Origin of the sequence: Streptomyces sp. NPDC059895 (assembly GCF_042731035.1) — a bacterium.
Lineage (GTDB): Bacteria > Actinomycetota > Actinomycetes > Streptomycetales > Streptomycetaceae > Streptomyces.
The window spans coordinates 16,786-42,518 of the sequence record NZ_JBHWKO010000005.1; the positions used below are offsets into that span (position 1 = coordinate 16,786).

The following is a 25,733-nucleotide window of genomic DNA, read 5'->3' on the forward strand; positions in this document are numbered from 1 at the left end:
GACACGGCGGGCAGGTGTTCGGTTCTGGACGGCAGCGGGACGGCCGAGGCAGGACGACTGCCGGTACGGCGAAGGCGCCGGGCGCCCTGTACGGCACCCGGCGCCCCCGCCCCCGCGCGCGCGTGTCAGCCGAGCCGTGCTTCCAGCTCCGCGACGATCTCGTTGACGCCGATCGCCGTCTGTTCGCCGGACTCCATGTCCTTGAGCTGGACGACGCCCTCGGCGAGGTCGCGTTCACCGGCGACGATCGCGTAGCGGGCGCCGCTGCGGTTGGCGTTCTTCATGGCGCTCTTGAGGCCCTTGGCCCCGTAGGAGAAGTCGGCGGCGACGCCGAGCTTGCGCAGCTCGGTGACCTTGGCGAAGAGGACGCGGCGGGCCTCCTCGCCGAGCGGGACGGCGAACACGCTGGTGGACGACGGCAGTTCGAGCTCGACGCCCTCCGCCTCCAGCGCCAGGACCGTGCGGTCCACGCCGAGGGCCCAGCCGACCGACGGCAGCGCGGGGCCGCCGATCATCTCGGACAGGCCGTCGTAGCGGCCGCCGCCGCCCACCGCGGACTGCGAGCCGAGACCGTCGTGGACGAACTCGAAGGTCGTGCGGGTGTAGTAGTCCAGGCCGCGCACCAGCTTGGGGTCGTCCTCGAAGGCGACGCCCGCCGCGGTGATCAGGTCGCGGACCTCCTCGTGGTACGCCTTGCAGGCGTCGCACAGGTAGTCGCGCAGGAGAGGGGCCTCGCCGAGCTGCTTCTGCACGTCCTGGCGCTTGTCGTCGAGGACCCGCAGGGGGTTGATCTCGGCGCGGCGCAGGGTGTCCTCGTCCAGGTCGAGGCCGCGCAGGAAGTCCTGCAGGGCGGCCCGGTAGACCGGACGGCACTCCTTGTCGCCGAGGCTGTTGAGGAGGATGCGGAAGTCGCGCAGACCGAGCGAGCGGTACGCCTGGTCGGCCAGGATGATCAGCTCGGCGTCCAGCGCCGGGTCCTCGGCGCCGATCGCCTCGGCGCCGACCTGGGAGAAGTGGCGGTAGCGGCCCTTCTGGGGGCGCTCGTAGCGGTAGTACGAGCCCGAGTACCAGAGCTTGACCGGCAGGTTGCCCGCCTTGTGGAGGTTGGCCTCCAGGGCGGCGCGCAGCACGGACGCGGTGCCCTCGGGGCGCAGCGCCAGCCGGTCGCCGCCCTTCGTCTCGAAGGCGTACATCTCCTTGGTCACGATGTCGGTGGACTCACCCACACCGCGTGCGAACAGCTCGACGCTCTCGAAGCCGGGTGTCTCGATGTAGCCGTAGCCGGAGGTGCGCAGCGGGGCGGCGATCGCCTCGCGCACGGCGAGGTAGGTGGCGCTGTCCGGGGGGATCAGGTCGTACGTGCCCTTGGGGGCCTTGAAGGTGCTCACGGGAAGTCTCTCGTCACATTCCTCGTCGGGGAGCCTCGGAGGCGCCGCGTCCTTGGCGGTCTGCCGCCACCTGCCGCAGATACGGGTTGGTGGCGCGCTCCTGGCCGATGGTCGTCTGGGGGCCGTGGCCGGACAGCACCACGGTCGAGTCGTCGAGCGGCAGGCACACGCGGGCCAGCGAGTCGAGCATCTCGGCCATGTCACCGCCGGGCAGGTCGGTGCGTCCGATGGAGCCGGCGAACAGCAGGTCGCCCGAGAAGAAGACGGACGGAACGTCCGCGGCCTCGGGCATCCGGAAGGTCACCGACCCCTTGGTATGGCCCGGCGCGTGCGCGACGGAGAACTCCAGACCGGCCAGGTCCAGCCGCGCGCCGTCGGTCAGCTCCCGGACCTCGTCCGGCTCCCCCACCGTCAGCTCGCCCATCAGCGGCATCCCGATGGACCGGCCGAGCGCCTTCTCGGGGTCGCTCATCATGTAGCGGTCCTCGGGGTGGATCCAGGCCGGCACGTCGTGCGCGCCGCAGACCGGGACGACCGAGGCGACATGGTCGATGTGGCCGTGGGTGAGGACGACGGCGACGGGCTTGAGCCGATGCTTCCTGATCGCTTCCTCGACTCCGGGGGCCGCCTGGTGGCCCGGGTCGATGATCACGCACTCCTCACCGGCGGCGGGGGCGACGAGATAACAGTTCGTCCCCCAGGCCCCGGCGGGGAACCCGGCAATGAGCACGATCGTCCTTCGTTGTGTCGGTACGGGAGGGCTTGCGAGCGGCTGCGCCCGTCGTCAGAGCCTACCGGCGCTGCCGTTTCCTCAGCGAACCCATATACGGTACGGGGCACACGCGCGCGGTCGGCTCACCGGGCGCACGCGTACCGGCCGTCGTACGAGACGCATGAGGAGAGAACCCGGTGGTCACCCAGGAACAGCGCAAGCGTCAGCTAGCCCGGGAGAAGTTCTTGCGGCAGCAGCAGCGCCGCACGGCCGCGCGGCGCAAGGCGCGCGTGCGCAACTCGGTGATCGCGTCGGTGCTCGGCGTGGTCCTGGTGGGCAGCCTGGCGCTGTACACCACGGGCGTCATGAAGGACGACGACAAGGCGAGCACGAGCGCGGAGGCGTCCGCGTCCGCCACCCCCAGCGCGGTCGAGGACCCGTGCGAGAAGGCCGCCGCGGGCTCCGTCAAGACGGCGACCTGGAAGAAGGAGCCGGCGATCACGATCGACAAGTCGGCGAAGTACACGATGACGCTGGCGACGACGTGCGGTGACATAGACATCGCGCTGAAGGCGTCGGCGGCCCCGCACACCGTGAACTCGTTCAGCTTCCTCGCGGGCAAGGGGTACTTCGACCACACCAAGTGCCACCGGCTCACCACCAACGGCATCTACGTGCTGCAGTGCGGCGACCCGACGGGCAGCGGCAGCGGCGGGCCGGGCTACACGATCCCGGACGAGAACCTGAAGGACACGAGCCTGAAGGACGACATCTACCCGGCGGGCACGGTCGCGATGGCCAACACCGGTGAGGCGGACAGCGGCGGCAGCCAGTTCTTCCTGGTCTACCAGGACAGTTCGCTCCCGCCGAGCTACACCCCGTTCGGTACGGTGTCGAGCGAGGGCATGACGGTCCTGAAGAAGATCGCCGCCGCGGGTGAGAACACGGGCGCCGGTGACGGCGCCCCGAACGCGACGGTCGTGATCGACAAGGCGACGGTCACGAAGTCCTGACGGCAAGGGCGGTCAACTGCGCAATTTCGGTCGCGCTGGATGCGGACAGGCGACCCGCCGTTCGCCTATGTTGGCCGTGACGAAACTGTGGACGATGCCCGGGGCTCCGAAGCTTCCCGCAGGCATCATGTGGAGGAGGCGCTGTGAGCAGCGACCCGTGGGGCCGCGTCGACGAGACGGGGACCGTGTACGTGCGGACGGCCGAGGGCGAGCAGGTCGTCGGTTCCTGGCAGGCCGGCTCCCCCGAGGAGGCACTGGCCTACTTCGAGCGCAAGTACGAGGGCCTGGTGGTCGAGATCGGCCTCCTCGAGAAGCGGGTCCGGACCACGGACCTGTCCGCGAAGGACGCCCAGGTCGCCATCGACCACATCCGTGAGCAGGTGGACGCGCACCACGCGGTCGGCGACCTGGACGCGTTGCGGACCCGGCTGGACAAGCTGGTGGCGACCGTCGAGGCGCGCCGCGAGGAGCGCAAGCAGCAGCGCGCCAAGCAGTCCGACGAGGCCCGCAAGGCCAAGGAGGACCTGGTCACGGAGGCGGAGCAGCTGGCGCAGTCCGACCAGTGGCGGGCGGCCGGTGAGCGGCTGCGGTCCCTGGTGGACACCTGGAAGGGCCTGCCGCGTCTGGACCGCAAGTCGGACGACGAGCTGTGGCACCGGTTCTCGCACGCGCGCTCGGCGTTCTCCAAGCGGCGCAAGGCGCACTTCGCGCAGCTGGACGCGCAGCGCGAGGAGGCCCGCCGGACCAAGGAGCGGCTGGTCGCCGAGGCCGAGGCGCTGTCGGGCTCGACGGACTGGGGTCCGACCGCGGCGCGCTACCGCGACCTGATGACGGAGTGGAAGGCCGCGGGCCGGGCGCAGCGCGAGCACGAGGACGACCTGTGGAACCGCTTCCGCGGCGCGCAGGACGTCTTCTTCGCGGCCCGCAGCTCGGTCTTCGCGGAGCGGGACGCGGAGCAGTCGGAGAACCTGAAGCTGAAGGAGGAACTGGCCGAGGAGGCCGAGAAGATCCTCCCGGTCACGGACCTGAAGACGGCGCGGGCCGCGTTCCGCTCGGTCAACGAGCGCTGGGAGGCCATCGGCCATGTGCCGCGGGACGCCCGGCCGAAGATCGAGGGCCGGATGCACGCCGTGGAGCGGGCGATCCAGGAGGCCGAGGAGGCCGAGTGGCGCCGGACCAACCCGGAGGCGCGGGCGCGTGCCGCGGGTCTGACCGGTCAGCTCCAGGCGGCCGTGGACAAGCTGACGTCCCAGATCGAGCAGGCGCGTGCCCAGGGCAACACCGCGAAGGCCGACAAGCTGGAGCGCGAGCTCCAGGGCCGTCAGGCGCTGCTGGACCAGGCGCTGAAGGGCCTGCACGAGTTCGGCGGCTGAGCCGTAGCCCGGTGAACCCGTAGCGGCCCGGCTGTGGGAGACCACGGCCGGGCCGTCGCACGTTCCGGTGACTCCGTGCTTTCGGCGCCTTCGGCGGCGCCCGATCTGTGGCGCGCTATCTGCGCGCTATCTGCGGCACGCGTCTGTGACGCTGTGGCGCGCGATCGGCGTGCCGGCGTCCGTCAGGCCGGCCCCGGTCCGCCCCGCTCGCTGATGTCCAGGGCGTGCTTGAGCACCTCGCAGGCCTGGAGGTGGTTGCCGGACTCCTGGAGCAGGTCGGCCAGCCGCCGGCAGACGAGGACGGCCTCGGGACCGTACACCTTGTGGACCTGCTGGAAGGCGAGCTCGAGCACCTCGATCGCCTCCTTGACCTGGCCGGTCTCGGCGAGCAGCTCGGAGAGTTCGAGCTGGACGGCGAGCAGGTCGCCCTCGGTGCCCGCGGTCTGCTGTTCCTGGAGGGCCAGGCGCAGGACGGGCAGGGCGTCGCGGGTGTTGCCCTCGGCGCGCAGGAGCCGGGCCACGGCGAGTCCGGTGGAGACCATGGCGGTGCGGACGTCGGCGGGCAGGACGGGGCCCGCGGGGGCGCGCAGACCGGCGCGGGCCTTGTTGCGGGCCAGGGGGAGGCGTCCGACGCCGTTCTCCTGGGAGTGCTGGGGCAGCGGGCGGTTCTTGGCGCGCAGACGCTCCAGGAGGACGCGGTAGAGCGTGTCGAGGTCGAGCAGCTCCGGGCCGTTGTCGACGCCGTGGCGCAGCACGCCCAGCAGCTCGCCGGTGAAGGCGGTGTAGCGCTCGCCGTCGGGCGCCAGGGCGATCCGGTCGCGGGGTGAGGCGGTGAGGACGTAGGCGCCGTCCACGGCGGCCTCGGCGGCGAGGACGTCCCCTCCGGCCAGGGCGCGGGCGGCGCGGCCACTGAAGCAGCAGTCGAGGACGACGACCTTGCGGCGGGCCCGGGCGGACCGCAGGGCGGAACGCAGGTGCTGGTAGGCGACGGCCGTGTAGCCGAGGTGTTCGCGGGAGTCGCCGAGGGCGAGGTAGAGGTCGGCGGAGTCGGCGTCGCGCAGGCCGTGTCCGGCGAAGTAGACGAGGAGGGTGTCGGTGGCCTCCTCGCCGGCCTGGTGGACGGGGTCGAGGATCGTGTGGGCGCTCAACGGGTCGGTGACGACCGTGCAGTGCTGTACGGGCAGCCCCCAGACGGTGGCGTCGCACAGTTCGGCGGCGAGGTCGACGACGCCCGTCTCGACGGCGGGCAGCTGGGGCAGGTGGCGGTAGGAGGCGGTGCCGATGAGGACGGCCCGCGAGCGCGCCGGGTCAGGCAGTGCCGTCATCGCCTCCGCTTCCTTCGGTGCGCGGTCCGGGCAGGGTGGCGGGCGCGGTGTCGCCGTCGAGGAGGACGACGAGACGGCGTACCGTCTCCTCGTCGCGGGCCGCGCGGGCGGTGAGGAGGACCTCCACGTCGCCGCGGCGCAGGGTGACGGCGGGGGCGCGGCGCCGGGAGGTCTGCCACTGCAGGACGGAGACGACGAGCGAGGCCGCCGACAGTGAGCCGGAGACGGCGAACTGGAGGACGTCGAAACCGGCGCCCATGCCGCCGGGTGGGAGCGGGGCGGCGCCGCCGGGCCGCACGGGCAGGTCGACGCTCTCGTCCTCCCGCAGCCAGCGCAGCAGGGACCGCAGGTCGTCCTCGGTCCCGGTGGTGTCCAGGGCGGCCGAGATGCCCGCGCCGGAGTCAGTCATCGTGTCCGTCCGTTCGTCGTGCCACACGTCGGTTGACGCTGGAGAACAGCTCCAGCGCGGGGCGCCCGGCGTCGAGCCTGGCCAGGCACACGGCATGCCAGTACTGGCTGGTCAGGGTGGTCGGATGGTCGGGTCCGAGCGTGGTGAGGCAGACCGGGACCACGACGGACAGCATCTGCGCGGCCTCGTCCAGCCGGCCGCGCAGCACCAGGTTGACCGCCTCGCGCTGCCGGGCCAGCGCGCTCTGCGGGGTCATGCTGCCGAGTACGATCCGGCGGGTGGCGTCGCTGAGGGTGGCGGGCCGGAAGGGGTCGGTGGCCGTCTCGCGCCGGTCGGGCAGGGCGGCCGCCTCGTCCCAGAGGTACTCGGGTGTCTCCTCGGCGCGGGAGACCGACTCCGGGACGTCGGGCATCCCCCACGCGCCGCGTACGGCGTCGTCGCGTGCCCGTTCCGTCACCAGGTCGACCAGCCGCTCCGTGCCGCCGTAGGACAGGGGCAGCAGGGTCTCGCGGATGGACTCGGCGTCCTGGCGACGCAGGGCGGGGTCCTGCCGGCACAGGTCGTCGACGAGCCGGCACAGGTCCGGCGGACAGTCCGGGCGGCGGCCCGAGAGCGGGGGGACGCCGTCGCCGAGGGCGCGGTGGATGATGGCGCCGTAGTCGACGGTCGGGCCGAACGGCAGCTCGCCCGTGAGCATCAGGTACATGCAGGCGCCCAGGCCGTACCAGTCCGCCGCTCGCTCGGGCAGGGCGCCCCGCATGGCCTCGGGGGCCATGAACTGGGGGGTGCCGACGATGGCGCCGGTGCGGGTGATCGCGGCCTCGCCGGCCAGCCGGGCCAGTCCGAAGTCCTGGAGGACGACACGCCCGTTCCGGGTGAGGCCGACGTTCGTGGGCTTGACGTCGCGGTGCAGCACGCCGGCCGTGTGGGCGGCCTCCAGGGCCTCGGCGATGCCCAGGGCCACCGTGCACACCACGGTCGTCGGCAGCGGCCCCCCGGACGACGCCAGGTCGGCCAGGGTGGTGCCGTCGAGCACCTGCATCACGAGGTAGGGGGTGCCGTCGTGCACGCCGCTGTCGTACAGCGTGACGACGCCGGGGTGGTCGATCCTGGCCAGGGCGCGGGCCTCGCGCTGGAAGCGGTCCCAGGCCTCGCTGTCCCCGGTCAGCCCCTCGACGGTGGTGAGCATCTTCAGGGCGACGCGCCGGTCGAGCCGGGTGTCCTCCGCCTCGTGGACGACGCCCATGCCGCCGCGGCCGAGGAAGCGGACCGGCCGGTAGCGGCCGGCGACCAGCACCGGCACCGAGGGCGGCGCACCGCCCGTTAACCCCTCGCGCCCCGGCCCGCCCATCCCGCTCCCCCGTCTCCGCCGCTCAGGTCATCCCGTAGGTTACGGTCTCCGCGCCGACGTCACCCGGTAGACGTCGTACACGCCCTCCACACCGCGGACGGCCTTCAGGACGTGACCGAGGTGTTTGGGGTCGCCCATCTCGAAGGTGAAGCGGGAGGTGGCGACGCGGTCCCGGGAGGTCTGCACGGCGGCCGAGAGGATGTTGACGTGCTGGTCGGACAGGACGCGGGTGACGTCCGACAGCAGCCGGGACCGGTCCAGCGCCTCGACCTGGATGGCGACGAGGAAGACCGAGGACTGCGTCGGCGCCCACTCGACGCCGAGGATGCGCTCCGGCTCCCGGGACAGTGACTCCACGTTGACGCAGTCGCTGCGGTGAACCGATACGCCACTACCGCGCGTCACGAAACCGATGATCGGGTCGCCGGGGACGGGCGTACAGCAGCGGGCCAGCTTCACCCAGACGTCGTCGACGCCCTTGACCACGACACCGGGGTCGTTGTTGGTGCGCCGCTTGCGGCCGCGACCGCGGGACGGCGGGACCGACTCGTCGATCTCCTCGGTCGCGGCCTCCTCGCCGCCGAGGGCCTGCACCAGCTTCTGGACGACGTTCTGCGCGGCCACATGGCCTTCGCCGATCGCCGCGTACAGCGAGGAGATGTCCGGGTAGCGCATCTCGTGCGCCAGCGTGACCAGCGAGTCGCCGGTGAGGATGCGCTGGATCGGCAGGTTCTGCTTGCGCATCGCGCGGGCGATGGCGTCCTTGCCCTGCTCGATCGCCTCGTCGCGGCGCTCCTTGGAGAACCACGCCCGGATCTTGTTGCGGGCGCGCGGCGACTTGACGAAGCCGAGCCAGTCACGGGACGGGCCCGCGCCGGGGGCCTTGGAGGTGAAGACCTCCACCAGGTCGCCGTTGTCCAGGGTCGACTCCAGCGGTACGAGCCTGCCGTTGACCCGGGCTCCTATGGTGCGGTGGCCGACCTCCGTGTGGACGGCGTACGCGAAGTCCACCGGGGTGGCCCCGGCCGGGAGCGCGATGACGTCGCCCTTGGGCGTGAAGACGAAGACCTCGTTGCGGGAGAGGTCGAAGCGCAGGGACTCCAGGAACTCGCCCGGGTCCTCCGTCTCCTTCTGCCAGTCGAGCAACTGGCGCAGCCACGCCATGTCGTTGAGGTGGTCGTCCTTGCCCTTGCCGGACGACTTGGGCGCGTCGGTGCGGACCTTCGAGGCGCCGGCGACGGCCTCCTGCTTGTACTTCCAGTGCGCGGCGATGCCGTACTCGGCGCGGCGGTGCATGTCGAACGTGCGGATCTGGAGCTCGACCGGCTTGCCGTTGGGGCCGATGACCGTCGTGTGCAGCGACTGGTACATGTTGAACTTGGGCATCGCGATGTAGTCCTTGAACCGGCCGGGGACCGGGTTCCATCGCGCGTGCACCGTGCCGAGGGCCGCGTAGCAGTCGCGGACGGTGTCCACGAGGACGCGGATGCCCACCAGGTCGTAGATCTCCGCGAAGTCACGGCCGCGGACGATCATCTTCTGGTAGACGCTGTAGTAGTGCTTCGGCCGGCCCGTGACGGTCGCCTTGATGCGGGCGGCCCGCAGGTCGGCCTGGACCTCGTCGGTCACTATGGCGAGGTACTCGTCGCGCTTGGGGGCGCGCTCGGCGACGAGGCGGACGATCTCGTCGTACATCTTGGGGTAGAGGATCGCGAAGGCGAGGTCCTCCAGTTCCCACTTGATGGTGTTCATGCCCAGGCGGTGGGCGAGCGGCGCGTAGATCTCCAGGGTCTCGCGCGCCTTCTTCTCCTGCTTCTCGCGCTTCAGGTAGCGCATGGTGCGCATGTTGTGCAGGCGGTCGGCGAGCTTGATGACCAGGACGCGCGGGTCCTTGGCCATGGCGACGACCATCTTGCGCACGGTCTCGGCCTGCGCGGCCTCGCCGAACTTGACCTTGTCCAGCTTGGTGACGCCGTCGACGAGGAGGGCGACCTGGTCACCGAAGTCGCGGCGCAGGTCGTCGAGGCCGTACTCGGTGTCCTCGACGGTGTCGTGGAGCAGGCCCGCCATGAGGGTGGCCGGGTCCATGCCGAGTTCGGCGAGGATCGTGGTCACCGCGAGCGGGTGCGTGATGTACGGGTCGCCGCTCTTGCGCTTCTGGCCTCGGTGCCAGCGCTCGGCGACCTGGTAGGCGCGCTCGATCTGGCGCAGCGTCGACGTCTCGATCTTGGGGTCGTTGCTGCGCACTATCCGCAGCAGCGGCTCCAGGACCGGGTTGTACGGGTTGGCGCGCTGGACGCCGAGGCGGGCGAGACGGGCGCGGACGCGGTTGGAGGAGCCGGAGCGGGCGGGGGGCTGAGCGGCGGCCGGGCGGGCGGCGGGGGTGGTCGCGGGGTGCTCTGGCGGGGCCGGCTTGGGGCGGGGCCGCTCGGCCGGCTTGTCGACGGGGGCGGAGCGGTCGTGCTCGACCGGCCCACGGGCGTCGTTCTGCGCCCCCGACGCGGGCTTGGCCGCGGGCGCCGAGGCGGACTCGGGCTTGGCGGCGGTCAGATGCTGGGCCTCGTCTGGCAAGAGGACTCCTCGTGCGCGATCCGGGTCCCCGGTCAGGCTCCGGAGCACCCATCGTAGCGATGCCGGGCGCCCGGATCGCCTTCAGGCCGATGTGAAGGCCGTCTACCCGGGAAAGACCGGGGGTGTACCGGGGAAACGCCAGGGGCGGACACCGGATTCCTCCGGGCCCGCCCCTGATCCGTACGACAGTCGCACGAAGGGTGCCGAGGCGCCTCTTCCCCCCTCAGACCGAAGCGGGGGGGACGGCGCCCGGTCCTAGACCGTGAGCAGCGCCTCCAGCGGTGCTCCCCGCAACGCCGCCTCCAGGCGGGGCCGGCCGGCCAGGAACCCGAGTTCCATCAGGACGGCGACGCCCGCGACCTCGGCGCCCGCGCGGTGGATCAGCTGGATCGACGCCTCGGCGGTGCCGCCGGTGGCGAGGACGTCGTCGACGATCAGGACGCGGTCGTCGGCGGTGAGGTCCTCGGCGTGGATCTCGATCTCGGCCGAGCCGTACTCCAGGTCGTAGGCCTGGGCGAGGGTGGCTCCGGGGAGCTTGCCCGCCTTGCGCACGGGGATGAAGCCGAGGCCGGCGCGGACGGCGACGGGGGCGCCGAGGATGAAGCCCCGGGCCTCCAGGCCGACCACCTTGGTGGCGCCGGTGTCCTCGGCGATCCGGGCGAACGCGTCGGTGAGGGCGGTGAACGCCGCCGGGTCCGCGAGCAGCGGTGTGATGTCCTTGAACATCACACCCGGCTCCGGGTAGTCGGCCACGTCACGGATACGGCTGAGCAGCAGTTCTTCGATGCCGGTCATCGGCGCTTCCCCGAGGGACGGCCGCGGCCCCGGCCGCGGGAGGCGGGCTGGGTGCGCGGGCCGACGACGGCGGCCGCGTCCTCCGGCAGGTCGTCGCGCGGGTCGATGCCGCCGGACTCGGTGAACTCCTCGTCGGCGGCGGCCTGGGCACGCTTGGCCAGGACGCGCTTCTTCAGCGCCTTGAACTGCGGCTCGCGCTCCTTGAGGTCGGCGACGAGCGGCGTGGCGATGAAGATCGAGGAGTACGCACCGGCCGCGAGGCCGACGAACAGCGACAGCGAGATGTCGTTGAGCGTGCCCGCGCCGAGGAAGCCGCCGCCGATGAACAGCAGGCCGGCGACCGGCAGCAGCGCGACGACCGTGGTGTTGATGGAACGCACCAGGGTGCTGTTGATCGAGCGGTTGGCGATCTCGCTGTAGGTGAAGCGGGTCTGCTTGGTGAGGTCCTTCGTCTGCTCCTTGAGGGAGTCGAAGACGACGACCGTGTCGTACAGCGAGTAGCCGAGGATGGTCAGCAGACCGATCACCGTGCCCGGCGTGACCTCGAAGCCGACGAGGGCGTAGATGCCGACGGTGATGGTGATGTCGTGCACCAGGGCGACGAGCGCGGCGATGGCCATGCGCCACTCGAAGGCGATCGCCAGGTAGATCACGACGAGGACCATGAAGATCGCCAGACCCTGCCAGGCCTTGTCGGCGATCTGGTCGCCCCAGCTGGGACCGACCAGGTCGGCGGCGATGGTCTCCGGATCGACGTCGAAGTCGTCGGCGAGGGCGTTCTTGACCTTGTCGGACTGCTGGGTGTCCATGCCGGCGATCTGGATGCGCAGCGATCCGTCGCCGAGCTTCTGCACGAGCGCCTCGTGGCCGGCCGCCTCCTCCGCGGCGCTCTCGGCCTGGGAGACCGAGACCGAGCTGTTCTTCGCGGTGGTGAAGACGGCGCCGCCCTGGAAGTCGATGCCCATGTTCAGGCCGCGCACCCCGAGGCCGAGGATGGCCGTGATGGTGATCAGGATCGAGATGCCGTACCAGATCTTGCGGTGCCCGATGAAGTCGTAGCTGATCTCGCCACGGTGCAGTCGGGCGCCGAGGTTACCGAGTTTCGACATCGCTCACGCCTCCTTCGGCTCGGCGGGGCCGGCGGCGGGACCGGCGGGACGACGGGTGCGGCGCAGCGGCGGCTTGGCGCCCAGGCTCTTCGGGTCGAGACCGGACCACTTGTGGCCGCTCGCGAAGAACTTGCGGCGGGCGATCAGCGTCATCAGCGGCTTGGTGAAGAAGAAGACCACGACCACGTCGAGGACGGTGGTCAGACCCAGCGTGAACGCGAAGCCCTGGACCTTGCCGACGGAGACGATGAAGAGCACCGCGGCGGCGAGGAAGGACACGAAGTCGGAGACCAGGATGGTGCGCCGGGCGCGCGGCCAGCCCCGCTCGACCGCGGGACGCAGCGAGCGGCCCTCACGGATCTCGTCCCGGACGCGTTCGAAGTAGACGATGAACGAGTCCGCGGTGATGCCGATGGCGACGATGGCGCCGCAGACGGCCGGCAGGTTCAGCGCGAAGCCGATGGCCGGGCCGAGCAGCGACATGAGCACGTAGGTGAGGGCCGCGGAGACCAGCAGCGAGGCGATCGCGATGAGGGACAGACCGCGGTAGTAGGCCACCAGGTAGATGACCACCAGGGCGAGGCCGATGGCGCCGGCGAGCAGACCGGCCTGCAGCTGGTCACCGCCGAGCGCGGCGGTCACCGTGGTCACGCTCTGCTCCTGGAAGGAGAGCGGCAGCGCGCCGTAGGACAGCATGTTGGCGAGGTTCTGGGCCTCGTCCTGCGTGAAGCTGCCGGAGATCTGCGCCTGGCCGCCGGTGATGGAGGAGCTGACGTACGGGCTGGAGACGACCTCGCCGTCGAGGACGATGCCGAACTCGTTCTGCGGGGCGCTGTTCTGGGCGAGCTGCGCGGTGATGTCGGCGAACTTCTTGGACCCCGCGGAGTTGAAGTCCATCGTGACCTGCCAGCCGGCGGCGGTCTGGGTGTCGTAGACCGCCTGGGCCTTGTCGACCTCGGTGCCGTCGACGGCGGCCGGGCCGAGCAGGTACTTGTACCAGATGCCCTGGATCTGGCCGCAGCCCACGGTCGAGTCGGCGGGCTTGGCGCCCTCGCCGGCCGTGGCGCGGGCCGAGGCCTTGGAGCAGTCGAGGGCCGTGTACGCGGCCTCGAGCGCGGCGTCGTCGGTGTCGGAGGCGCTCGCGGAGGCCGACGGGCTCGCGGAGGCGCTGGCGGAGGCGGAGGCGCTGGCCGACGGGGTGGAGTCGGCCTTCAGCGCGTCGGTGACGGCACGGCCCTGCGAGGTGGCGGAGGCCGACGGGGACGCGGAGGAGGAGGCCTTCTCGTCGGCGGAGGCGCTCGCGGACGCGCCGGCGGACGCGCTCGGCGAGGCGGTGGACGAGCCGCTGGCGGACGGGCTCGGCGAGGCGCTCGCGGCGGTGCCGCTGGCCTCGCTGGCCAGGACCGGACGGAAGTACAGCTTGGCGGTGGTGCCGACCTGTTCCCGGGCTTCCTTGGAGTTGGTGCCCTTGGGGATGTTCACGATGATGTTGCGGTCGCCCTGGGTCTGCACCTCCGCCTCGGAGACGCCCAGACCGTTGACACGGCGGTTCATGATCTCCACCGCGGTGTCCATGTTGGCCTTGTTGATCGCGGCCCCCTGGTCGGCTTTCGCCTCCAGCGTGATGCTCGTGCCACCGGCAAGGTCGATGCCCAGACGCGGAGTGGTGTGTCCGGAGAGGAACATGCCTCCGGTGAGCGCCACGATCGCGATCAGGATCAGGGCCAGCGAGCGCCCCGGCTTGCTCTGGGCACTCGCGCTCCGGCCCTTTTTAGGTGCTGCCACCTTCTCGTACTCCCTCTCGGGCCGCCTCGCGCCGGGTCAGCGCGGCGGCGGCCATGACATGGTGTCGGGATCCCCTGGTGCGAGATGCGCGCGCCCCGGGGCACGCGGGGCGCACCCGCGTGCCCCGGGGGGCGTGGCTACTTCTTCGCGTCGGAGTCGCCGTCGGTCTTCTTCGGCTCCGCGTCGGTCTCCGCGTCGCTCTCCGCGTCGGCGGCCCGCTCCTCGGTCTCGTCCTTCTTGCCGAGGTCGACGGGCTTGTCGTCGGAGGCGGCGGCAGCGTCGGCGGTCTCGTCGGACCCGGTGAGGGAGGAGGCGTCGTCCGGGACGACGTCGGACTTCAGGTCGTGCTCGATGCCGTGGACGATGCGGTTGTACTCGTCGTCGGTCAGGACGGCGCCGATGGCGTTCTTCGCGAAGAGCAGTTCCACCCCCGGGCCGGCGTCGACGAGGACCGTGTCCTCGTTGACCTCCTTGACGGTCGCGTACATGCCCCCGATGGTGCGGACACCGCTGCCGGGCTGCATTGCGTTCCGCATGTCCGCGGCCTGCTGCTGCTTCTTCTTGGCCGACCGGGTCATCAGGAACATGGCCCCGATGAGCACGATGAACGGGAGGAGGGTCACGAGACTCACGGGTCGGTACTTCCTTCACACGACCGCGATGGTGAGCGGCCTACTGGTTGGGGGTGTGTGCCGCCGACAACGGCGGCATCGGCGGAGTCTAAGCGAGTCCGCGCACAGGGAACAACGTTCAGCATGGCACCTTCGTTCCTGCGGCCGCCAATGCCCTGGCCGTCGCCCTGCCGGGGTACCGCCGGCGCCGGCCCGCTTGGCGGGTGCCCCGCACGGGCCGTCGTCCGCCGTCACCTGCCGTCACGCCCCGAACAGGCCCTGCTGTCCGTTCCCCCCGGTCGTGGGGCGGGGCGGGGTGAGGCCCAGGTGGGTCCAGGCCGCGGGGGTGGCGACGCGGCCGCGCGGGGTGCGGGCGAGCAGGCCCTCCCGGACCAGGAAGGGTTCGGCGACCTCCTCGACGGTCTCGCGCTCCTCCCCCACCGCGACGGCCAGCGTGGACAGGCCGACCGGGCCGCCGCCGAACAGTTTCAGCAGGGCCTCCAGGACCGCGCGGTCGAGGCGGTCGAGGCCGCGGGCGTCGACCTCGTAGACGGCGAGGGCCGCCGCGGCGATCTCGCGTGTGACGACGCCGTCCGCCTTGACCTGCGCGTAGTCGCGGACTCGGCGCAGCAGGCGGTTGGCGATGCGGGGCGTGCCACGGGAGCGGCCGGCGATCTCGGCGGCGCCGTCGGTGTCGATCTCGACGTCCAGGAGGTGCGCCGAGCGGTGGACGACGCGGCGCAGTTCGGCCGGTTCGTAGAACTCCATGTGGGCGGTGAAGCCGAAGCGGTCGCGCAGCGGCGGCGGCAGCAGGCCCGCGCGCGTGGTGGCGCCGACCAGGGTGAACGGGGGCAGCTCCAGCGGGATGGCGGTGGCGCCGGGGCCCTTGCCGACGATTACGTCGACGCGGAAGTCCTCCATCGCCATGTAGAGCATCTCCTCGGCGGGCCGGGACATGCGGTGGATCTCGTCGAGGAAGAGGACCTCGCCCTCCTGGAGGGAGGAGAGGATCGCGGCGAGGTCGCCGGCGTGCTGGATGGCGGGGCCGGACGTGATGCGGATCGGGGCGCCCATCTCGGCGGCGATGATCATCGAGAGGGTGGTCTTGCCGAGGCCGGGGGCGCCGGAGAGCAGCACGTGGTCGGCGGTGGCGCCGCGCGCGCGTGCCGCGCGCAGCACGAGGTCGAGCTGTTCGCGGACCTTCTCCTGGCCGATGAACTCGTCCAGGTCCTTGGGGCGCAGCGCGGCCTCGACGGCCTGGTCCTCGCGGTCGGCGACAGAGCCCACCAGCCGCTCGGCGGCGGCGCCGGTGTCGGTCGTGTCGTCCCAGTTCATGAAGTGTGCCTCGGGGTCTCGGGGTCGTTCGGCGAGGGCGGGTCGGCCGGGCTCAGCGGGTCCTGTTGAGGGTGCGCAGGGCCGCCTTCAGCAGCTGGCCCACCTGGGGCGTGCCCTCGGCCGCCTCCGCCTGGGGCGCGACGGCGGACACCGCCTCGTCGGCCTCGCGGGTCGCGTATCCGAGGCCGATCAGCGCGGCGTGCAGCTGGTCCCGCCAGCCCTGGGTGACCGGGGCGCCGATCGCGGGGGCGCCGATCGGCTCGCCCAGGCGGTCCTTCAGCTCCAGCAGCAGTTTCTGGGCGCCCTTCTTGCCGATGCCGGGGACCGCGACGAGGGCCTTCTCGTCGGCGGTGGCGACGGCTCTGCGCAGGGCGTCCGGGGTGTGCACGGCGAGCATGGCCTGGGCGAGGCGGGGGCCGACGCCGCTGGCCGTCTGGAGCAGTTCGAAGACCTGCCGCTCGTCGTCGTCCGCGAAGCCGTAGAGGGTCAGCGAGTCCTCGCGTACGACGAGGGAGGTGGCGAGCCTGGCGGGCTGACCGAGCCGGAGCGTGGAGAGGGTGTTGGGCGTGCACTGCACGGCCATGCCGACGCCGCCCACCTCGACCACGGCGGCGTCGGGAGCGAGTGCGGCGACGGTGCCGCTCACGAAGGCGATCATGCCGTACGGCCTTTCGGGGTGGTGGCTGCGGTGGCTGTGTGCAGGGCGACGGCCTGCTGGAGGCGGTTCTGCGCGGGGGCGCGCCAGATGTGGCAGATGGCGAGGGCCAGGGCGTCGGCGGCGTCGGCGGGCCGGGGCGGGGCGCCGAGCCGCAGCAGGCGTGTGACCATGGCTCCGACCTGGGCCTTGTCGGCGCGGCCGCTGCCGGTGACGGCGGCCTTGACCTCGCTGGGCGTGTGCAGGGCGACGGGGATGCCGCGGCGGGCGGCGCAGAGCATGGCGACGGCGCTGGCCTGGGCGGTGCCCATGACCGTCCGGACGTTGTGCTGGCTGAAGACCCGCTCCACCGCGACGTACTCGGGCCGGTGCTCGTCGAGCCAGCGCTCGATGCCCTGTTCGACGGCGACCAGGCGCTGCCCGAGCTCGGCATCGGCCGACGTGCGGACGACGCCCACGCCGAGCATGGTGAGCGGACGGCCCGCGACCCCCTCGACCACGCCGACACCGCACCGCGTCAGACCGGGGTCCACCCCGAGTACCCGCACGCCCGCCCCTTACGTCGACAGCCTGTTCGTGCAGGCTATCGGGTGCCACCGACAATGACCGCCGGCGACGCCCGGCACGGCGACGGGCCGACGGGGTGTCCCGTCGGCCCGTCGAACGGTGCGGCCCGCCGTGGGGTTACGCGTCGACCTTCTCCATGACCTCGTCGCTGACGTCGAAGTTGGCGAAGACGTTCTGCACGTCGTCGCTGTCCTCCAGCGCGTCGATCAGCTTGAAGATCTTCTTGGCGCCCTCCTCGTCCAGCTCGACCTGCATGGTCGGGACGAAGTTGGCCTCGGCGGAGTCGTAGTCGATGCCGGCGTCCTGGAGGGCGGTGCGGACCGCGACCAGGTCGGTGGCCTCGCTGATGACCTCGAAGTTCTCACCGAGGTCGTTGACCTCCTCGGCGCCCGCGTCCAGGACCGCCCCGAGGACGTCGTCCTCGGTCAGCTCGCCCTTGGGGACGATGACGACGCCCTTGCGGTTGAAGAGGTACGACACGGATCCCGGGTCGGCCATGGAGCCGCCGTTGCGGGTCATGGCGACGCGGACGTCGGAGGCGGCGCGGTTGCGGTTGTCGGTGAGGCACTCGATGAGCACCGCGACGCCGTTCGGCCCGTAGCCCTCGTACATGATCGTCTCGTAGTCGGCGCCGCCGGCCTCGAGACCGCCACCGCGCTTGATCGCGGAGTCGATGTTCTTGTTGGGGACCGACTGCTTCTTGGCCTTCTGGACGGCGTCGTAGAGCGTCGGGTTGCCCTCGAGGTCGACGCCGCCCATGCGCGCCGCGACCTCGATGTTCTTGATCAGCTTCGCGAAGAGCTTGCCGCGCTTGGCGTCGATCACGGCCTTCTTGTGCTTCGTCGTAGCCCATTTAGAGTGGCCGGACATCTGCCTGTCTCCTTCGCGTAACCCATCTGGTACGTACGCCCCCGGCCCTGAAGCCCGGGGGACCCCCGGAGATCCTACAAGGACTCCGTCGCCCGCTTCGCGCGCACCATCTCGACGAACAGGGAGTGAACGCGGTGGTCACCGGTCAGCTCCGGGTGGAACGACGTGGCGAGCGCGTAGCCCTGGCGCACGGCGACGATGTGGCCGTCGTGCTCGGCCAGCACCTCGGTCCCGGCGCCGACCGACTCCACCCAGGGGGCGCGGATGAAGACGCCCTCGACCGGGTCGCCCTCGACGCCCTTGACGCCGACCGCCGCCTCGAAGGACTCGTTCTGCCGTCCGAAGGCGTTGCGGCGCACGATCATGTCGATGCCGCCGACGGTCTCCTGGCCCGAGCGCGGGTCGAGGATCTTGTCCGCGAGCATGATCATGCCCGCGCAGGTGCCGTAGACGGGCATGCCGTCGCGCACGCGCGCGCGGAGCGGTTCCATCACGCCGAACAGGACGGCCAGCTTGGAGATGGTGGTGGACTCGCCGCCGGGGATGACGAGGCCGTCGACTCCGGCGAGTTCCTCGGGGCGCCGGACCGGCCTGGCCACGGCGTCGGCCGCGGCCAGGGCGATGAGGTGCTCCCGTACGTCGCCCTGGAGGGCCAGGACGCCTACGACAGGGGCTCCGTGGGACATGGGGTGGTTACCAGCCGCGGTTGGCGTAGCGCTCGGCCTCGGGGAGGGTGTCGCAGTTGATGCCGACCATGGCCTCGCCGAGGTTGCGGGACGCGTCCGCGATGATCTTCGGGTCGTCGTAGAAGGTGGTCGCCTTGACGATGGCGGCGGCGCGCTTGGCCGGGTCGCCCGACTTGAAGATGCCAGAGCCGACGAAGACGCCCTCGGCGCCGAGCTGGCGCATCAGGGCGGCGTCGGCCGGGGTGGCGACGCCACCGGCGGAGAACAGCACCACCGGGAGCTTGCCCAGCTCGGCGACCTCCTTGACCAGCTCGTACGGGGCGCGCAGCTCCTTGGCGGCGGCGTACAGCTCGTGGTTGTCGAAGCCGCGCAGCCTGGCGATCTCGTTCTTGATCTGGCGCAGGTGGCGGACGGCCTCGACGACGTTGCCGGTGCCGGCCTCGCCCTTGGAGCGGATCATCGCGGCGCCCTCGGCGATACGGCGCAGGGCTTCGCCGAGGTTGGTGGCGCCACAGACGAACGGGGTCGTGAACGACCACTTGTCGGAGTGGTTGACCTCGTCGGCCGGGGTGAGGACCTCGGACTCGTCGATGTAGTCGACGCCGAGGGACTGCAGGACCTGGGCCTCGACGAAGTGGCCGATGCGGGACTTGGCCATCACCGGGATCGAGACGGCCTCGATGATGCCCTCGATCATGTCCGGGTCGGACATACGGGCCACGCCGCCGTCCTTGCGGATGTCGGCCGGGACCCGCTCCAGGGCCATGACGGCCACGGCGCCCGCGTCCTCGGCGATCTTCGCCTGCTCCGGCGTGACGACGTCCATGATCACGCCGCCCTTGAGCTGCTCGGCCATGCCGCGCTTCACGCGCGCGGTGCCGGTCTCGGGAGCCTGGTTGTCGGTGATGGACACGGGATGACCTCACTGGAGTGGAGAAGGGTTCGCTTCGAGCACCGAGGAAACGCGATTGGACCAGTCCACAGCAAGGGCCAATGGGAAGGCGGTGGATCCTTTTGGGGCCGTGCCCCGCCGAGGGGGCGCCGCCGCGCGCGGCTCGGGCTCACGCCGCGCGGTCGGCCAGGGTCGTCGGCGGTTCGTCGTCCATCTCGAAGGCCATCGGGAACGGGGCGTGGCCGGCCAGCCGGAACCAGCGCACCTTGCGGTGCTCGCGCAGTCTGCGGGCCGCGCCCACGGCGTCGTTGTGGAAGCGGCGGGCCATGGGGACCCGGCGGGCGGCCTCCGTCAGCTCCAGGGCCGCGGCCTCTCCCCCGGGCACCTCGCGGACGACCTCCAGCTGCCGCGGGTCGGCGAAGACGGCTCGCAGCGCCTGGCTGAGCTCGCTCTCGGCGACCTCCCGCTGCTCCTCCTCGGCCTGCCGGGCGGCGTGCGCCGCCTCGTACAGCACGATGGACGCGGCCGGGTCGAGCACCCCGGAGGTGGCCAGTTCCTGGGCGACGGAGGCCCTGCGCAGCAGTTGCGCGTCCAGCGCGGCGCGGGCGGCGTCGATGCGGGCGTGCAGCCGGTCCAGCCGCCCCGCGGTCCAGCTCAGGTACAGGCCGATCGCGACGAGGACGACGAGGATCCAGATGAGGGTTGCGGTCACGGGCCGCAAGGCTACCGGGGACGTCCACCGGGCCGGCCGGGTCCCGCGGCGAGGCCGCCGGCCCGCGGGGCGGGGCCCCGGACCCCGGCTTCGGCCCGGACGCAGTCACCGCGGGCCCGGACGGCGGGTTCGTGGCCCCGGGGCCGCCACGGTGACCGGCGGCGGGCCACGTCACCAGCCGTACCGCCCGGCAGCCCCTCAGTCCCGCGCCAGCCCCAGCCGCGCCCGCAGGCCGCCGCTGCCGCTCCCCCCGCCGCCCGGGGTGCGTTCGTCGGCGGCCACCGCGGCCGCGCCCGCCGTCACCGTCTCGTAGACGGAGAGGATGTCGGCGCCGACGGTGGACCAGTCGAAGCGCCGTACGTGGGCGCTGCCGCGTTCCCGCAGCTCCGCCAGGCGGGCGGGGTCCCCGAGGAGCCGTACGGCGGCGTCGGCGAGTGCGCCGGCGTCCTCGTTGGTGAAGAGTTCGCCCGCCGCTCCCTGGTCCAGTACCTGGGCGAAGGCGTCCAGGTCGGAGGCGAGGACGGGGGCGCCGGCGGACAGGGCCTCGACCAGGATGATGCCGAAGCTCTCGCCGCCGGTGTTGGGGGCGACGTACAGGTCGACGCTGCGCAGGAAGCGGGCCTTGTCGTGGTCGCTGATCATGCCGAGGAACTCCACGCGGGAGCGCAGTTCCTCCGGCAGGCCGGCCACCGCCTCCTCCTCGTCGCCGCGCCCGGCGATGAGGAGGCGGGCGTCCGGCCGCGCCGCGAAGATCGTCGGCAGCGCCCCCATCAGGACGGGCAGGCCCTTGCGGGGCTCGTCGATGCGGCCCATGAAGCCGATGGTCCGCCCCTGCCACTCGGGTCTGGGCTCGGCCTTGGCGAAGAAGTCGACGTCGACGCCGTTGGGGATCACGACGGCGTCCCCGCCGAGGTGCTCCACCAGCGTCCGCCGGGCGTACTCGCTCACCGCGATACGGGCGCTGATCTTCTCCAGGGCGGCCTGGAGGATGGAGTACGCGGCGATCATCGCGCGCGAGCGCGGGTTGGACGTGTGGAAGGTCGCCACGATGGGGCCCTGCGCCGCCCAGCAGGCCAGCAGGCCCAGCGAGGGCGACGTCGGCTCGTGGATGTGGATGACGTCGAACGCGCCGTCGTGCAGCCAGCGCCGTACGCGGGCGGCGCTCAGGAAGCCGAAGTTCAGCCGGGCCACCGAGCCGTTGTACGGCACCGGCACCGCACGGCCGGCCGAGACGACGTACGGCGGCAGCGGGGTGTCGTCGTCGGCCGGGGCCAGGACGGAGACCTCGTGGCCGAGCCGGATGAAGTACTCGGCGAGGTCGCGGATGTGGAACTGGACGCCGCCCGGCACGTCCCAGGAGTACGGGCAGACGATGCCGATCCTCACGCGGCCCCTCCGGAAGGACGCGGGGGACGCGCCGGGTCGAGGTCCGCGAGCCAAAGCCGCTGCAACATGTGCCAGTCCTCCGGGTGGTCGGCGATGCCCGTGGCGAAGGCGTTCGCCAGCGCCTGTGTCATCACAGACGTCTTCTCGGCCCGGGTACCTGCCTCGGGCACCTGGATCGGGGGATGGATACGGCCCCGCATGACGGGCGAGTCGTCGTACCAGAGCGTGACGGGGAGCAGCGGCGCGCCGGTCTGCTGGGCGAGCAGGGCCGGTCCCGCGGGCATGCGGGCGGTGTCGCCGAAGAAGTCGACCTCGACGCCGGACGCGGACAGGTCCCGGTCGGCGACCAGGCAGACCAGGCCGCCGTCGCGCAGCCGCCGGGCGAGGGTGCCGAAGGCGGAGCCGCCGCTGTGCGGCAGGACCTCCATGCCGAGGCCCTCGCGGTAGGCGACGAAGCGGTCGTAGAGCGTCTCCGGCTTGAGCCGCTCGGCGACCGTCGTGAACGGGATCTTCAGCTCGGTGGTGACCCAGGCGCCGGCGAGGTCCCAGTTGGCCAGGTGGGGCAGCGCGAGGACGACGCCCCGGCCGGCGGCGAGTGAGTCGGTCAGGTGGTGCAGGTCCTTGACGGTGAAGCCGTCCCTGATGCGCTCGGCGCTGAAGGCCGGGAGCCGGAAGGACTCCATCCAGTACCGCAGGTAGGAGCGCATGCCCGCGCGCGAGAGCTCGGCCAGGCGCTCGGGGCTCGCGTCGGGCACCACGCGCGCGTAGTTGCTCTCCAGGCGCAGCACGCCCTTGCCTCGCTGTCTCCAGGCGAGGTCGGCGATGGTGCGGCCGAGGCGTACCGCCACGGGCTCGGGGAGCCGCTTGACGGTGCTCCAGCCGAGACCGTACAGGGCGTCGCTCGCCTGGTCCCGGACGTTCACTTGGCCGCCTCGTGCCCCTCGGTCTCCGGCCGGTCGGACGCCCCAGAACCGGCGTCCGCCGCCTCGGCCTCCGCCGCCGCCTCGGCCTCCGCCGCCGCCTCGGCCTCCGCCGCCGCCTCGGCCTCCGCCGACTCGCGCCGTACGGTGACGACCCGCTGGATCAGCGTGACCAGGCTGCCGACGGCGACGATCCACAGGGCGACCGGCAGCAGGTACTGGATGCCGGGCACGCCGAACGCGTGCAGACCCGCCAGACCGGCCGCGACCAGCGAGACCACCAGCCGCTCGGCCCGCTCCACGAGCCCGTTGACGGCGACCGGCAGGCCGATCGACTCGCCGCGCGCCTTGGTGTACGACACGACCTGGCCGCTGGCCAGGCAGAAGATCGAGACGGCGCACAGGACGTTGTCGTCGCCGCCGCCCGCGTACCAGAGCGCGAACCCGCCGAAGATCGCGCCGTCGGCGACCCGGTCGAGCGTGGAGTCCAGGAAGGCGCCCCAGCGGCTGGACCGGCCGAGCTGGCGGGCCATGTTGCCGTCGACGAGGTCGGAGAAGACGAAGAGGGTGATCACCACCGTGCCCCAGAAGAACTCGCCCCGGGGGTAGAAGACCAGCGCGCCCGCGACCACGCCGGCGGTGCCGATCAGCGTGACCGTGTCGGGGCTCACGCCCCGGCGGATGAGAAACGCGGCGAACGGCGTGAGGACACGCGTGAAGAATGCACGCGCGTACTTGTTCAGCATGGCCTTCCCGACGGTCGGTGTGGCCGCGGCCCCTGGTGGCCCCCGGCTGGCCCATCGTAGTCACGCGCGCGCGTGTGCGACCGTCGGGCACCCGGCCCCCGTGTCACGGGCCGACGGCGGCCCGGTCACGGCCCGGCTCGCGCCGCGCCCGCCGCGGGTGCGCGGCGCCGGCGCGTCCCTCGTATGGACGCGCCGTGACGGGAGTGGAAAGCTCGAAGGACCGCGGGCGTCGCCGGAGCCGCCACCGCACGCGGAGCCGCCGTGTCCGCGCCCCCGATGACCTCACCGTGCACGGGAGGCAAGAAATGGGCGACAAGACACACACCCACCCCGGAGCCGCCGGCAGGGCTACGGCGGCCGACCACCCCGCGTCCGTACGGAATGTGGTGCTGGTCGGCCACAGCGGATCGGGCAAGACGACTCTGGTGGAGGCTCTCGCGCTCACGGCGGGAGCGGTGAACCGGGCGGGCCGCGTGGAGGACGGCGGCACCGTGTCCGACTACGACGACATCGAGCACCGTCAGCAGCGCTCGGTACAGCTCTCCCTGGTGCCGGTCGTCTGGGACGGCATCAAGATCAACGTCCTCGACACCCCCGGATACGCCGACTTCGTCGGCGAGCTCAGGGCCGGTCTGCGCGCCGCGGACGCGGCCCTCTTCGTCGTGTCCGCCTCGGACGGCGTGGACGGCTCGACCCGGATGGTGTGGGACGAGTGCGCCGCCGTCGGCATGCCCCGCGCCATCGTCGTGACGCACCTGGAGGCGGCGCGCGCGGACTTCGAGGAGATGACCCGGGTCTGCGCGGAGGCCTTCGGCGGCGACGACCCCGACGCCGTGCTGCCGCTGTACCTGCCGCTGCACGGCCCGCAGGCGCCGGACGGGCACGCGCCCGTGACGGGGCTGATCGGCCTGCTGTCGCAGAAGCTGTTCGACTACTCCACCGGGGAGCGCAAGGAGTCCGAGCCCGGTGAGGACCAGCTGCCGCTGATCGAGGAGGCCCGCAACCGGCTGATCGAGGGGATCATCGCCGAGAGCGAGGACGAGACGCTCATGGACCGCTACCTCGGCGGCGAGCCGATCGGTGTCGGGACGCTGATCGAGGACCTGGAGCGGGCCGTCGCGCGCGGGACGTTCTTCCCCGTGCTGGCCGCCGCCCCCGCGGCCGAGGGCGCCCGCCAGGGCCTCGGCACGGTCGAGCTGCTGGACCTGGTCACCCGCGGCTTCCCGACCCCCCTGGAGCGCGAGGCGCCGAGCGTCACGACCGTCGACGGCAAGCCGCGCGAGCTGACGCCGTGCGACCCGGACGGGCCGCTGGTCGCGGAGGTCGTGAAGACGTCGTCCGACCCGTACGTCGGCCGTGTCTCGCTCGTCCGCGTCTTCTCCGGCACCCTGCGCCCCGACGACACCGTCCACGTCTCCGGCCATGGGCTGACCGACCGCGGCCACGAGGACCACGATGTCGACGAACGCGTCGGCGCCCTGTCCGCGCCCTTCGGCAAACAGCAGCGCGCCCTGACCCACTGCGTCGCGGGCGACCTCGCGTGCGTGGCCAAGCTGAGCCGCGCGGAGACCGGCGACACCCTCTCCGCCAAGGACGACCCGCTCCTGATGGAACCCTGGCGGATGCCCGACCCGCTGCTGCCGCTGGCCATCCGGGCGCACAGCAAGGCGGACGAGGACAAGCTCTCGCAGGGGCTGGCGCGGCTGGTCGCCGAGGACCCGACGATGCGCCTGGAACAGAACCAGGACACCCACCAGGTCGTGCTGTGGTGCCTGGGCGAGGCCCACGCGGACGTCGCCCTGGAGCGGCTGCGCAGTCGTTACGGCGTCCAGGTCGACGTCGTACCGCACCAGGTGTCCCTACGGGAGACGTTCGCGGAGAAGTGCGCCGGCCGCGGCCGGCACGTCAAGCAGTCCGGCGGGCACGGCCAGTACGCCATCTGCGCGATCGAGGTCGAGCCGCTGCCGGGCGGTTCGGGCATCGAGTTCGTGGACAAGGTGGTCGGCGGCGCGGTGCCGCGCCAGTTCATCCCCTCCGTCGAGAAGGGCGTCCGGGCCCAGGCGGCCAAGGGGGTCGCGGCCGGGCACCCCCTGGTCGACGTGCGGATCACGCTCCTCGACGGCAAGGCGCACTCGGTGGACTCCTCGGACGCCGCGTTCCAGACGGCCGGCGCGCTCGCGCTGCGGGAGGCCGCGGCCGACGCCAGGATCCATCTGCTGGAGCCGGTGGCCGAGGTGTCCGTCCTGGTCGGCGACGAGTACGTGGGCGCCGTGATGAGCGACCTGTCCGGCCGGCGCGGCAGGGTGCTGGGCACCGAGCAGACGAGCGGCGGGCGCACGCTGGTGCGCGCCGAGGTGCCCGAGATCGAGATCGGCCGGTACGCGGTCGACCTGCGCTCGCTCTCGCACGGCACGGCCCGTTTCGACCGCGCCTACGCCCGGCACGAGCCGATGCCGGTCCAGGTGGCCGAGCGGGTACGCCAACAGGCGCAGGAGGGTTAGGAGTTGGGAAGAGGCCGTCCC

23 protein-coding genes are annotated in these 25,733 nt (G+C 72.1%); 3 read left to right on the forward strand and 20 right to left on the reverse strand.

Translation table 11 applies throughout. The features are described from left to right. Nucleotides 1–125: 125 nt before the first annotated feature. Nucleotides 126–1,388, reverse strand: coding sequence for a histidine--tRNA ligase (gene hisS, locus ACFV9M_RS07520; RefSeq protein WP_385071963.1), 1,263 nt, complete (start codon nucleotides 1,386–1,388; stop codon nucleotides 126–128). Between the two features lie 13 nt (nucleotides 1,389–1,401). Beyond that, nucleotides 1,402–2,118: an MBL fold metallo-hydrolase gene (locus ACFV9M_RS07525; protein WP_385071966.1), complete on the reverse strand. Its 717-nt coding sequence runs from the start codon at nucleotides 2,116–2,118 to the stop codon at nucleotides 1,402–1,404. A gap of 179 nt (nucleotides 2,119–2,297) precedes the next feature. Here ACFV9M_RS07525 and ACFV9M_RS07530 point away from each other — a divergent pair, with 179 nt between their 5' ends. Continuing rightward, a complete protein-coding gene (locus ACFV9M_RS07530; RefSeq protein ID WP_385071968.1) occupies nucleotides 2,298–3,113 on the forward strand; it encodes a peptidylprolyl isomerase in 816 nt (271 codons plus the stop codon). 143 nt (nucleotides 3,114–3,256) lie between these two features. Then, the gene (locus tag ACFV9M_RS07535) at nucleotides 3,257–4,486 is read left to right on the forward strand and encodes a DUF349 domain-containing protein (RefSeq protein WP_385071970.1); all 1,230 of its coding nucleotides are present in this window, start codon (nucleotides 3,257–3,259) and stop codon (nucleotides 4,484–4,486) included. 182 nt (nucleotides 4,487–4,668) lie between these two features. Here the strand turns inward: ACFV9M_RS07535 and ACFV9M_RS07540 are convergent, their stop codons facing one another. The 18 genes from ACFV9M_RS07540 to pgsA form a co-directional block, all read right to left on the reverse strand. Further along, nucleotides 4,669–5,811 (reverse strand): caspase family protein, encoded by a 1,143-nt coding sequence (locus ACFV9M_RS07540; RefSeq protein ID WP_385071973.1) that lies wholly within the window; start codon nucleotides 5,809–5,811, stop codon nucleotides 4,669–4,671. After that, nucleotides 5,795–6,220: a hypothetical protein gene (locus ACFV9M_RS07545; RefSeq protein WP_385071975.1), complete on the reverse strand. Its 426-nt coding sequence runs from the start codon at nucleotides 6,218–6,220 to the stop codon at nucleotides 5,795–5,797. Before ACFV9M_RS07545 ends, ACFV9M_RS07540 begins: the two co-directional genes overlap by 17 nt. Then, nucleotides 6,213–7,523 (reverse strand): protein kinase, encoded by a 1,311-nt coding sequence (locus ACFV9M_RS07550; RefSeq protein WP_385071978.1) that lies wholly within the window; start codon nucleotides 7,521–7,523, stop codon nucleotides 6,213–6,215. Before ACFV9M_RS07550 ends, ACFV9M_RS07545 begins: the two co-directional genes overlap by 8 nt. Before the next feature lie 87 nt (nucleotides 7,524–7,610). After that, complete coding sequence (relA, locus tag ACFV9M_RS07555) at nucleotides 7,611–10,142, reverse strand: GTP pyrophosphokinase (RefSeq protein ID WP_385071981.1); 2,532 nt, start codon at nucleotides 10,140–10,142, stop codon at nucleotides 7,611–7,613. Between the two features lie 255 nt (nucleotides 10,143–10,397). Then, entirely contained in the window at nucleotides 10,398–10,937 is a 540-nt protein-coding gene (locus ACFV9M_RS07560) for an adenine phosphoribosyltransferase (RefSeq protein WP_385071983.1), read from the reverse strand. Beyond that, nucleotides 10,934–12,046: a protein translocase subunit SecF gene (secF, locus tag ACFV9M_RS07565; RefSeq protein ID WP_385071986.1), complete on the reverse strand. Its 1,113-nt coding sequence runs from the start codon at nucleotides 12,044–12,046 to the stop codon at nucleotides 10,934–10,936. The genes ACFV9M_RS07560 and secF overlap by 4 nt, the downstream gene beginning before the upstream one ends. Nucleotides 12,047–12,049: 3 nt before the next feature. Continuing rightward, complete coding sequence (secD, locus tag ACFV9M_RS07570; RefSeq protein WP_385071989.1) at nucleotides 12,050–13,831, reverse strand: protein translocase subunit SecD; 1,782 nt, start codon at nucleotides 13,829–13,831, stop codon at nucleotides 12,050–12,052. Nucleotides 13,832–13,968: 137 nt separating this feature from the next. Continuing rightward, complete coding sequence (gene yajC / locus ACFV9M_RS07575) at nucleotides 13,969–14,463, reverse strand: preprotein translocase subunit YajC (protein WP_385071992.1); 495 nt, start codon at nucleotides 14,461–14,463, stop codon at nucleotides 13,969–13,971. 240 nt (nucleotides 14,464–14,703) lie between these two features. After that, on the reverse strand, nucleotides 14,704–15,777 hold the full coding sequence (ruvB, locus tag ACFV9M_RS07580) for a Holliday junction branch migration DNA helicase RuvB (RefSeq protein ID WP_385071995.1): 1,074 nt from the start codon (nucleotides 15,775–15,777) through the stop codon (nucleotides 14,704–14,706). Between the two features lie 52 nt (nucleotides 15,778–15,829). Beyond that, nucleotides 15,830–16,435, reverse strand: coding sequence for a Holliday junction branch migration protein RuvA (ruvA, locus tag ACFV9M_RS07585; RefSeq protein ID WP_385071998.1), 606 nt, complete (start codon nucleotides 16,433–16,435; stop codon nucleotides 15,830–15,832). After that, complete coding sequence (gene ruvC / locus ACFV9M_RS07590) at nucleotides 16,432–16,980, reverse strand: crossover junction endodeoxyribonuclease RuvC (RefSeq protein WP_385072000.1); 549 nt, start codon at nucleotides 16,978–16,980, stop codon at nucleotides 16,432–16,434. Before ruvC ends, ruvA begins: the two co-directional genes overlap by 4 nt. A gap of 136 nt (nucleotides 16,981–17,116) precedes the next feature. Beyond that, the gene (locus ACFV9M_RS07595) at nucleotides 17,117–17,869 is read right to left on the reverse strand and encodes a YebC/PmpR family DNA-binding transcriptional regulator (protein WP_385072002.1); all 753 of its coding nucleotides are present in this window, start codon (nucleotides 17,867–17,869) and stop codon (nucleotides 17,117–17,119) included. 74 nt (nucleotides 17,870–17,943) lie between these two features. After that, entirely contained in the window at nucleotides 17,944–18,555 is a 612-nt protein-coding gene (gene pdxT, locus ACFV9M_RS07600) for a pyridoxal 5'-phosphate synthase glutaminase subunit PdxT (protein WP_385072005.1), read from the reverse strand. Nucleotides 18,556–18,562: 7 nt separating this feature from the next. Further along, nucleotides 18,563–19,468, reverse strand: coding sequence for a pyridoxal 5'-phosphate synthase lyase subunit PdxS (gene pdxS / locus ACFV9M_RS07605; RefSeq protein ID WP_385072008.1), 906 nt, complete (start codon nucleotides 19,466–19,468; stop codon nucleotides 18,563–18,565). A 148-nt stretch (nucleotides 19,469–19,616) separates the two neighbouring features. Next, nucleotides 19,617–20,159 (reverse strand): hypothetical protein, encoded by a 543-nt coding sequence (locus tag ACFV9M_RS07610; protein WP_385072011.1) that lies wholly within the window; start codon nucleotides 20,157–20,159, stop codon nucleotides 19,617–19,619. A 198-nt stretch (nucleotides 20,160–20,357) separates the two neighbouring features. After that, on the reverse strand, nucleotides 20,358–21,545 hold the full coding sequence (locus ACFV9M_RS07615; protein WP_385072013.1) for a glycosyltransferase family 4 protein: 1,188 nt from the start codon (nucleotides 21,543–21,545) through the stop codon (nucleotides 20,358–20,360). After that, nucleotides 21,542–22,468, reverse strand: a complete 927-nt coding sequence (locus ACFV9M_RS07620) for a phosphatidylinositol mannoside acyltransferase (RefSeq protein ID WP_385072016.1) — start codon at nucleotides 22,466–22,468, stop codon at nucleotides 21,542–21,544. Before ACFV9M_RS07620 ends, ACFV9M_RS07615 begins: the two co-directional genes overlap by 4 nt. Beyond that, nucleotides 22,465–23,211 carry a phosphatidylinositol phosphate synthase gene (gene pgsA, locus ACFV9M_RS07625; RefSeq protein ID WP_385072018.1) on the reverse strand — a complete coding sequence of 249 codons (747 nt, stop codon included), beginning with the start codon at nucleotides 23,209–23,211 and terminating at the stop codon, nucleotides 22,465–22,467. The genes ACFV9M_RS07620 and pgsA overlap by 4 nt, the downstream gene beginning before the upstream one ends. 305 nt (nucleotides 23,212–23,516) lie before the next feature. Between pgsA and ACFV9M_RS07630 the strand changes: the two genes are divergently transcribed. After that, complete coding sequence (locus ACFV9M_RS07630) at nucleotides 23,517–25,712, forward strand: elongation factor G-like protein EF-G2 (protein ID WP_385072021.1); 2,196 nt, start codon at nucleotides 23,517–23,519, stop codon at nucleotides 25,710–25,712. Nucleotides 25,713–25,733 lie beyond the last annotated feature (21 nt).

Coding starts and splice junctions, on each gene's coding strand:
- ACFV9M_RS07540 (WP_385071973.1), bottom strand. CDS start 5,811: ATGACGGCACTGCCTGACCCGGCGCGCTCGCGGGCCGTCCTCATCGGC.
- ACFV9M_RS07545 (WP_385071975.1), bottom strand. CDS start 6,220: ATGACTGACTCCGGCGCGGGCATCTCGGCCGCCCTGGACACCACCGGG.
- ACFV9M_RS07560 (WP_385071983.1), bottom strand. CDS start 10,937: ATGACCGGCATCGAAGAACTGCTGCTCAGCCGTATCCGTGACGTGGCC.
- secF (WP_385071986.1), bottom strand. CDS start 12,046: ATGTCGAAACTCGGTAACCTCGGCGCCCGACTGCACCGTGGCGAGATC.
- ruvB (WP_385071995.1), bottom strand. CDS start 15,777: ATGAACTGGGACGACACGACCGACACCGGCGCCGCCGCCGAGCGGCTG.
- ruvA (WP_385071998.1), bottom strand. CDS start 16,435: ATGATCGCCTTCGTGAGCGGCACCGTCGCCGCACTCGCTCCCGACGCC.
- ACFV9M_RS07595 (WP_385072002.1), bottom strand. CDS start 17,869: ATGTCCGGCCACTCTAAATGGGCTACGACGAAGCACAAGAAGGCCGTG.
- pdxT (WP_385072005.1), bottom strand. CDS start 18,555: ATGTCCCACGGAGCCCCTGTCGTAGGCGTCCTGGCCCTCCAGGGCGAC.
- pgsA (WP_385072018.1), bottom strand. CDS start 23,211: ATGCTGAACAAGTACGCGCGTGCATTCTTCACGCGTGTCCTCACGCCG.
- ACFV9M_RS07630 (WP_385072021.1), top strand. CDS start 23,517: ATGGGCGACAAGACACACACCCACCCCGGAGCCGCCGGCAGGGCTACG.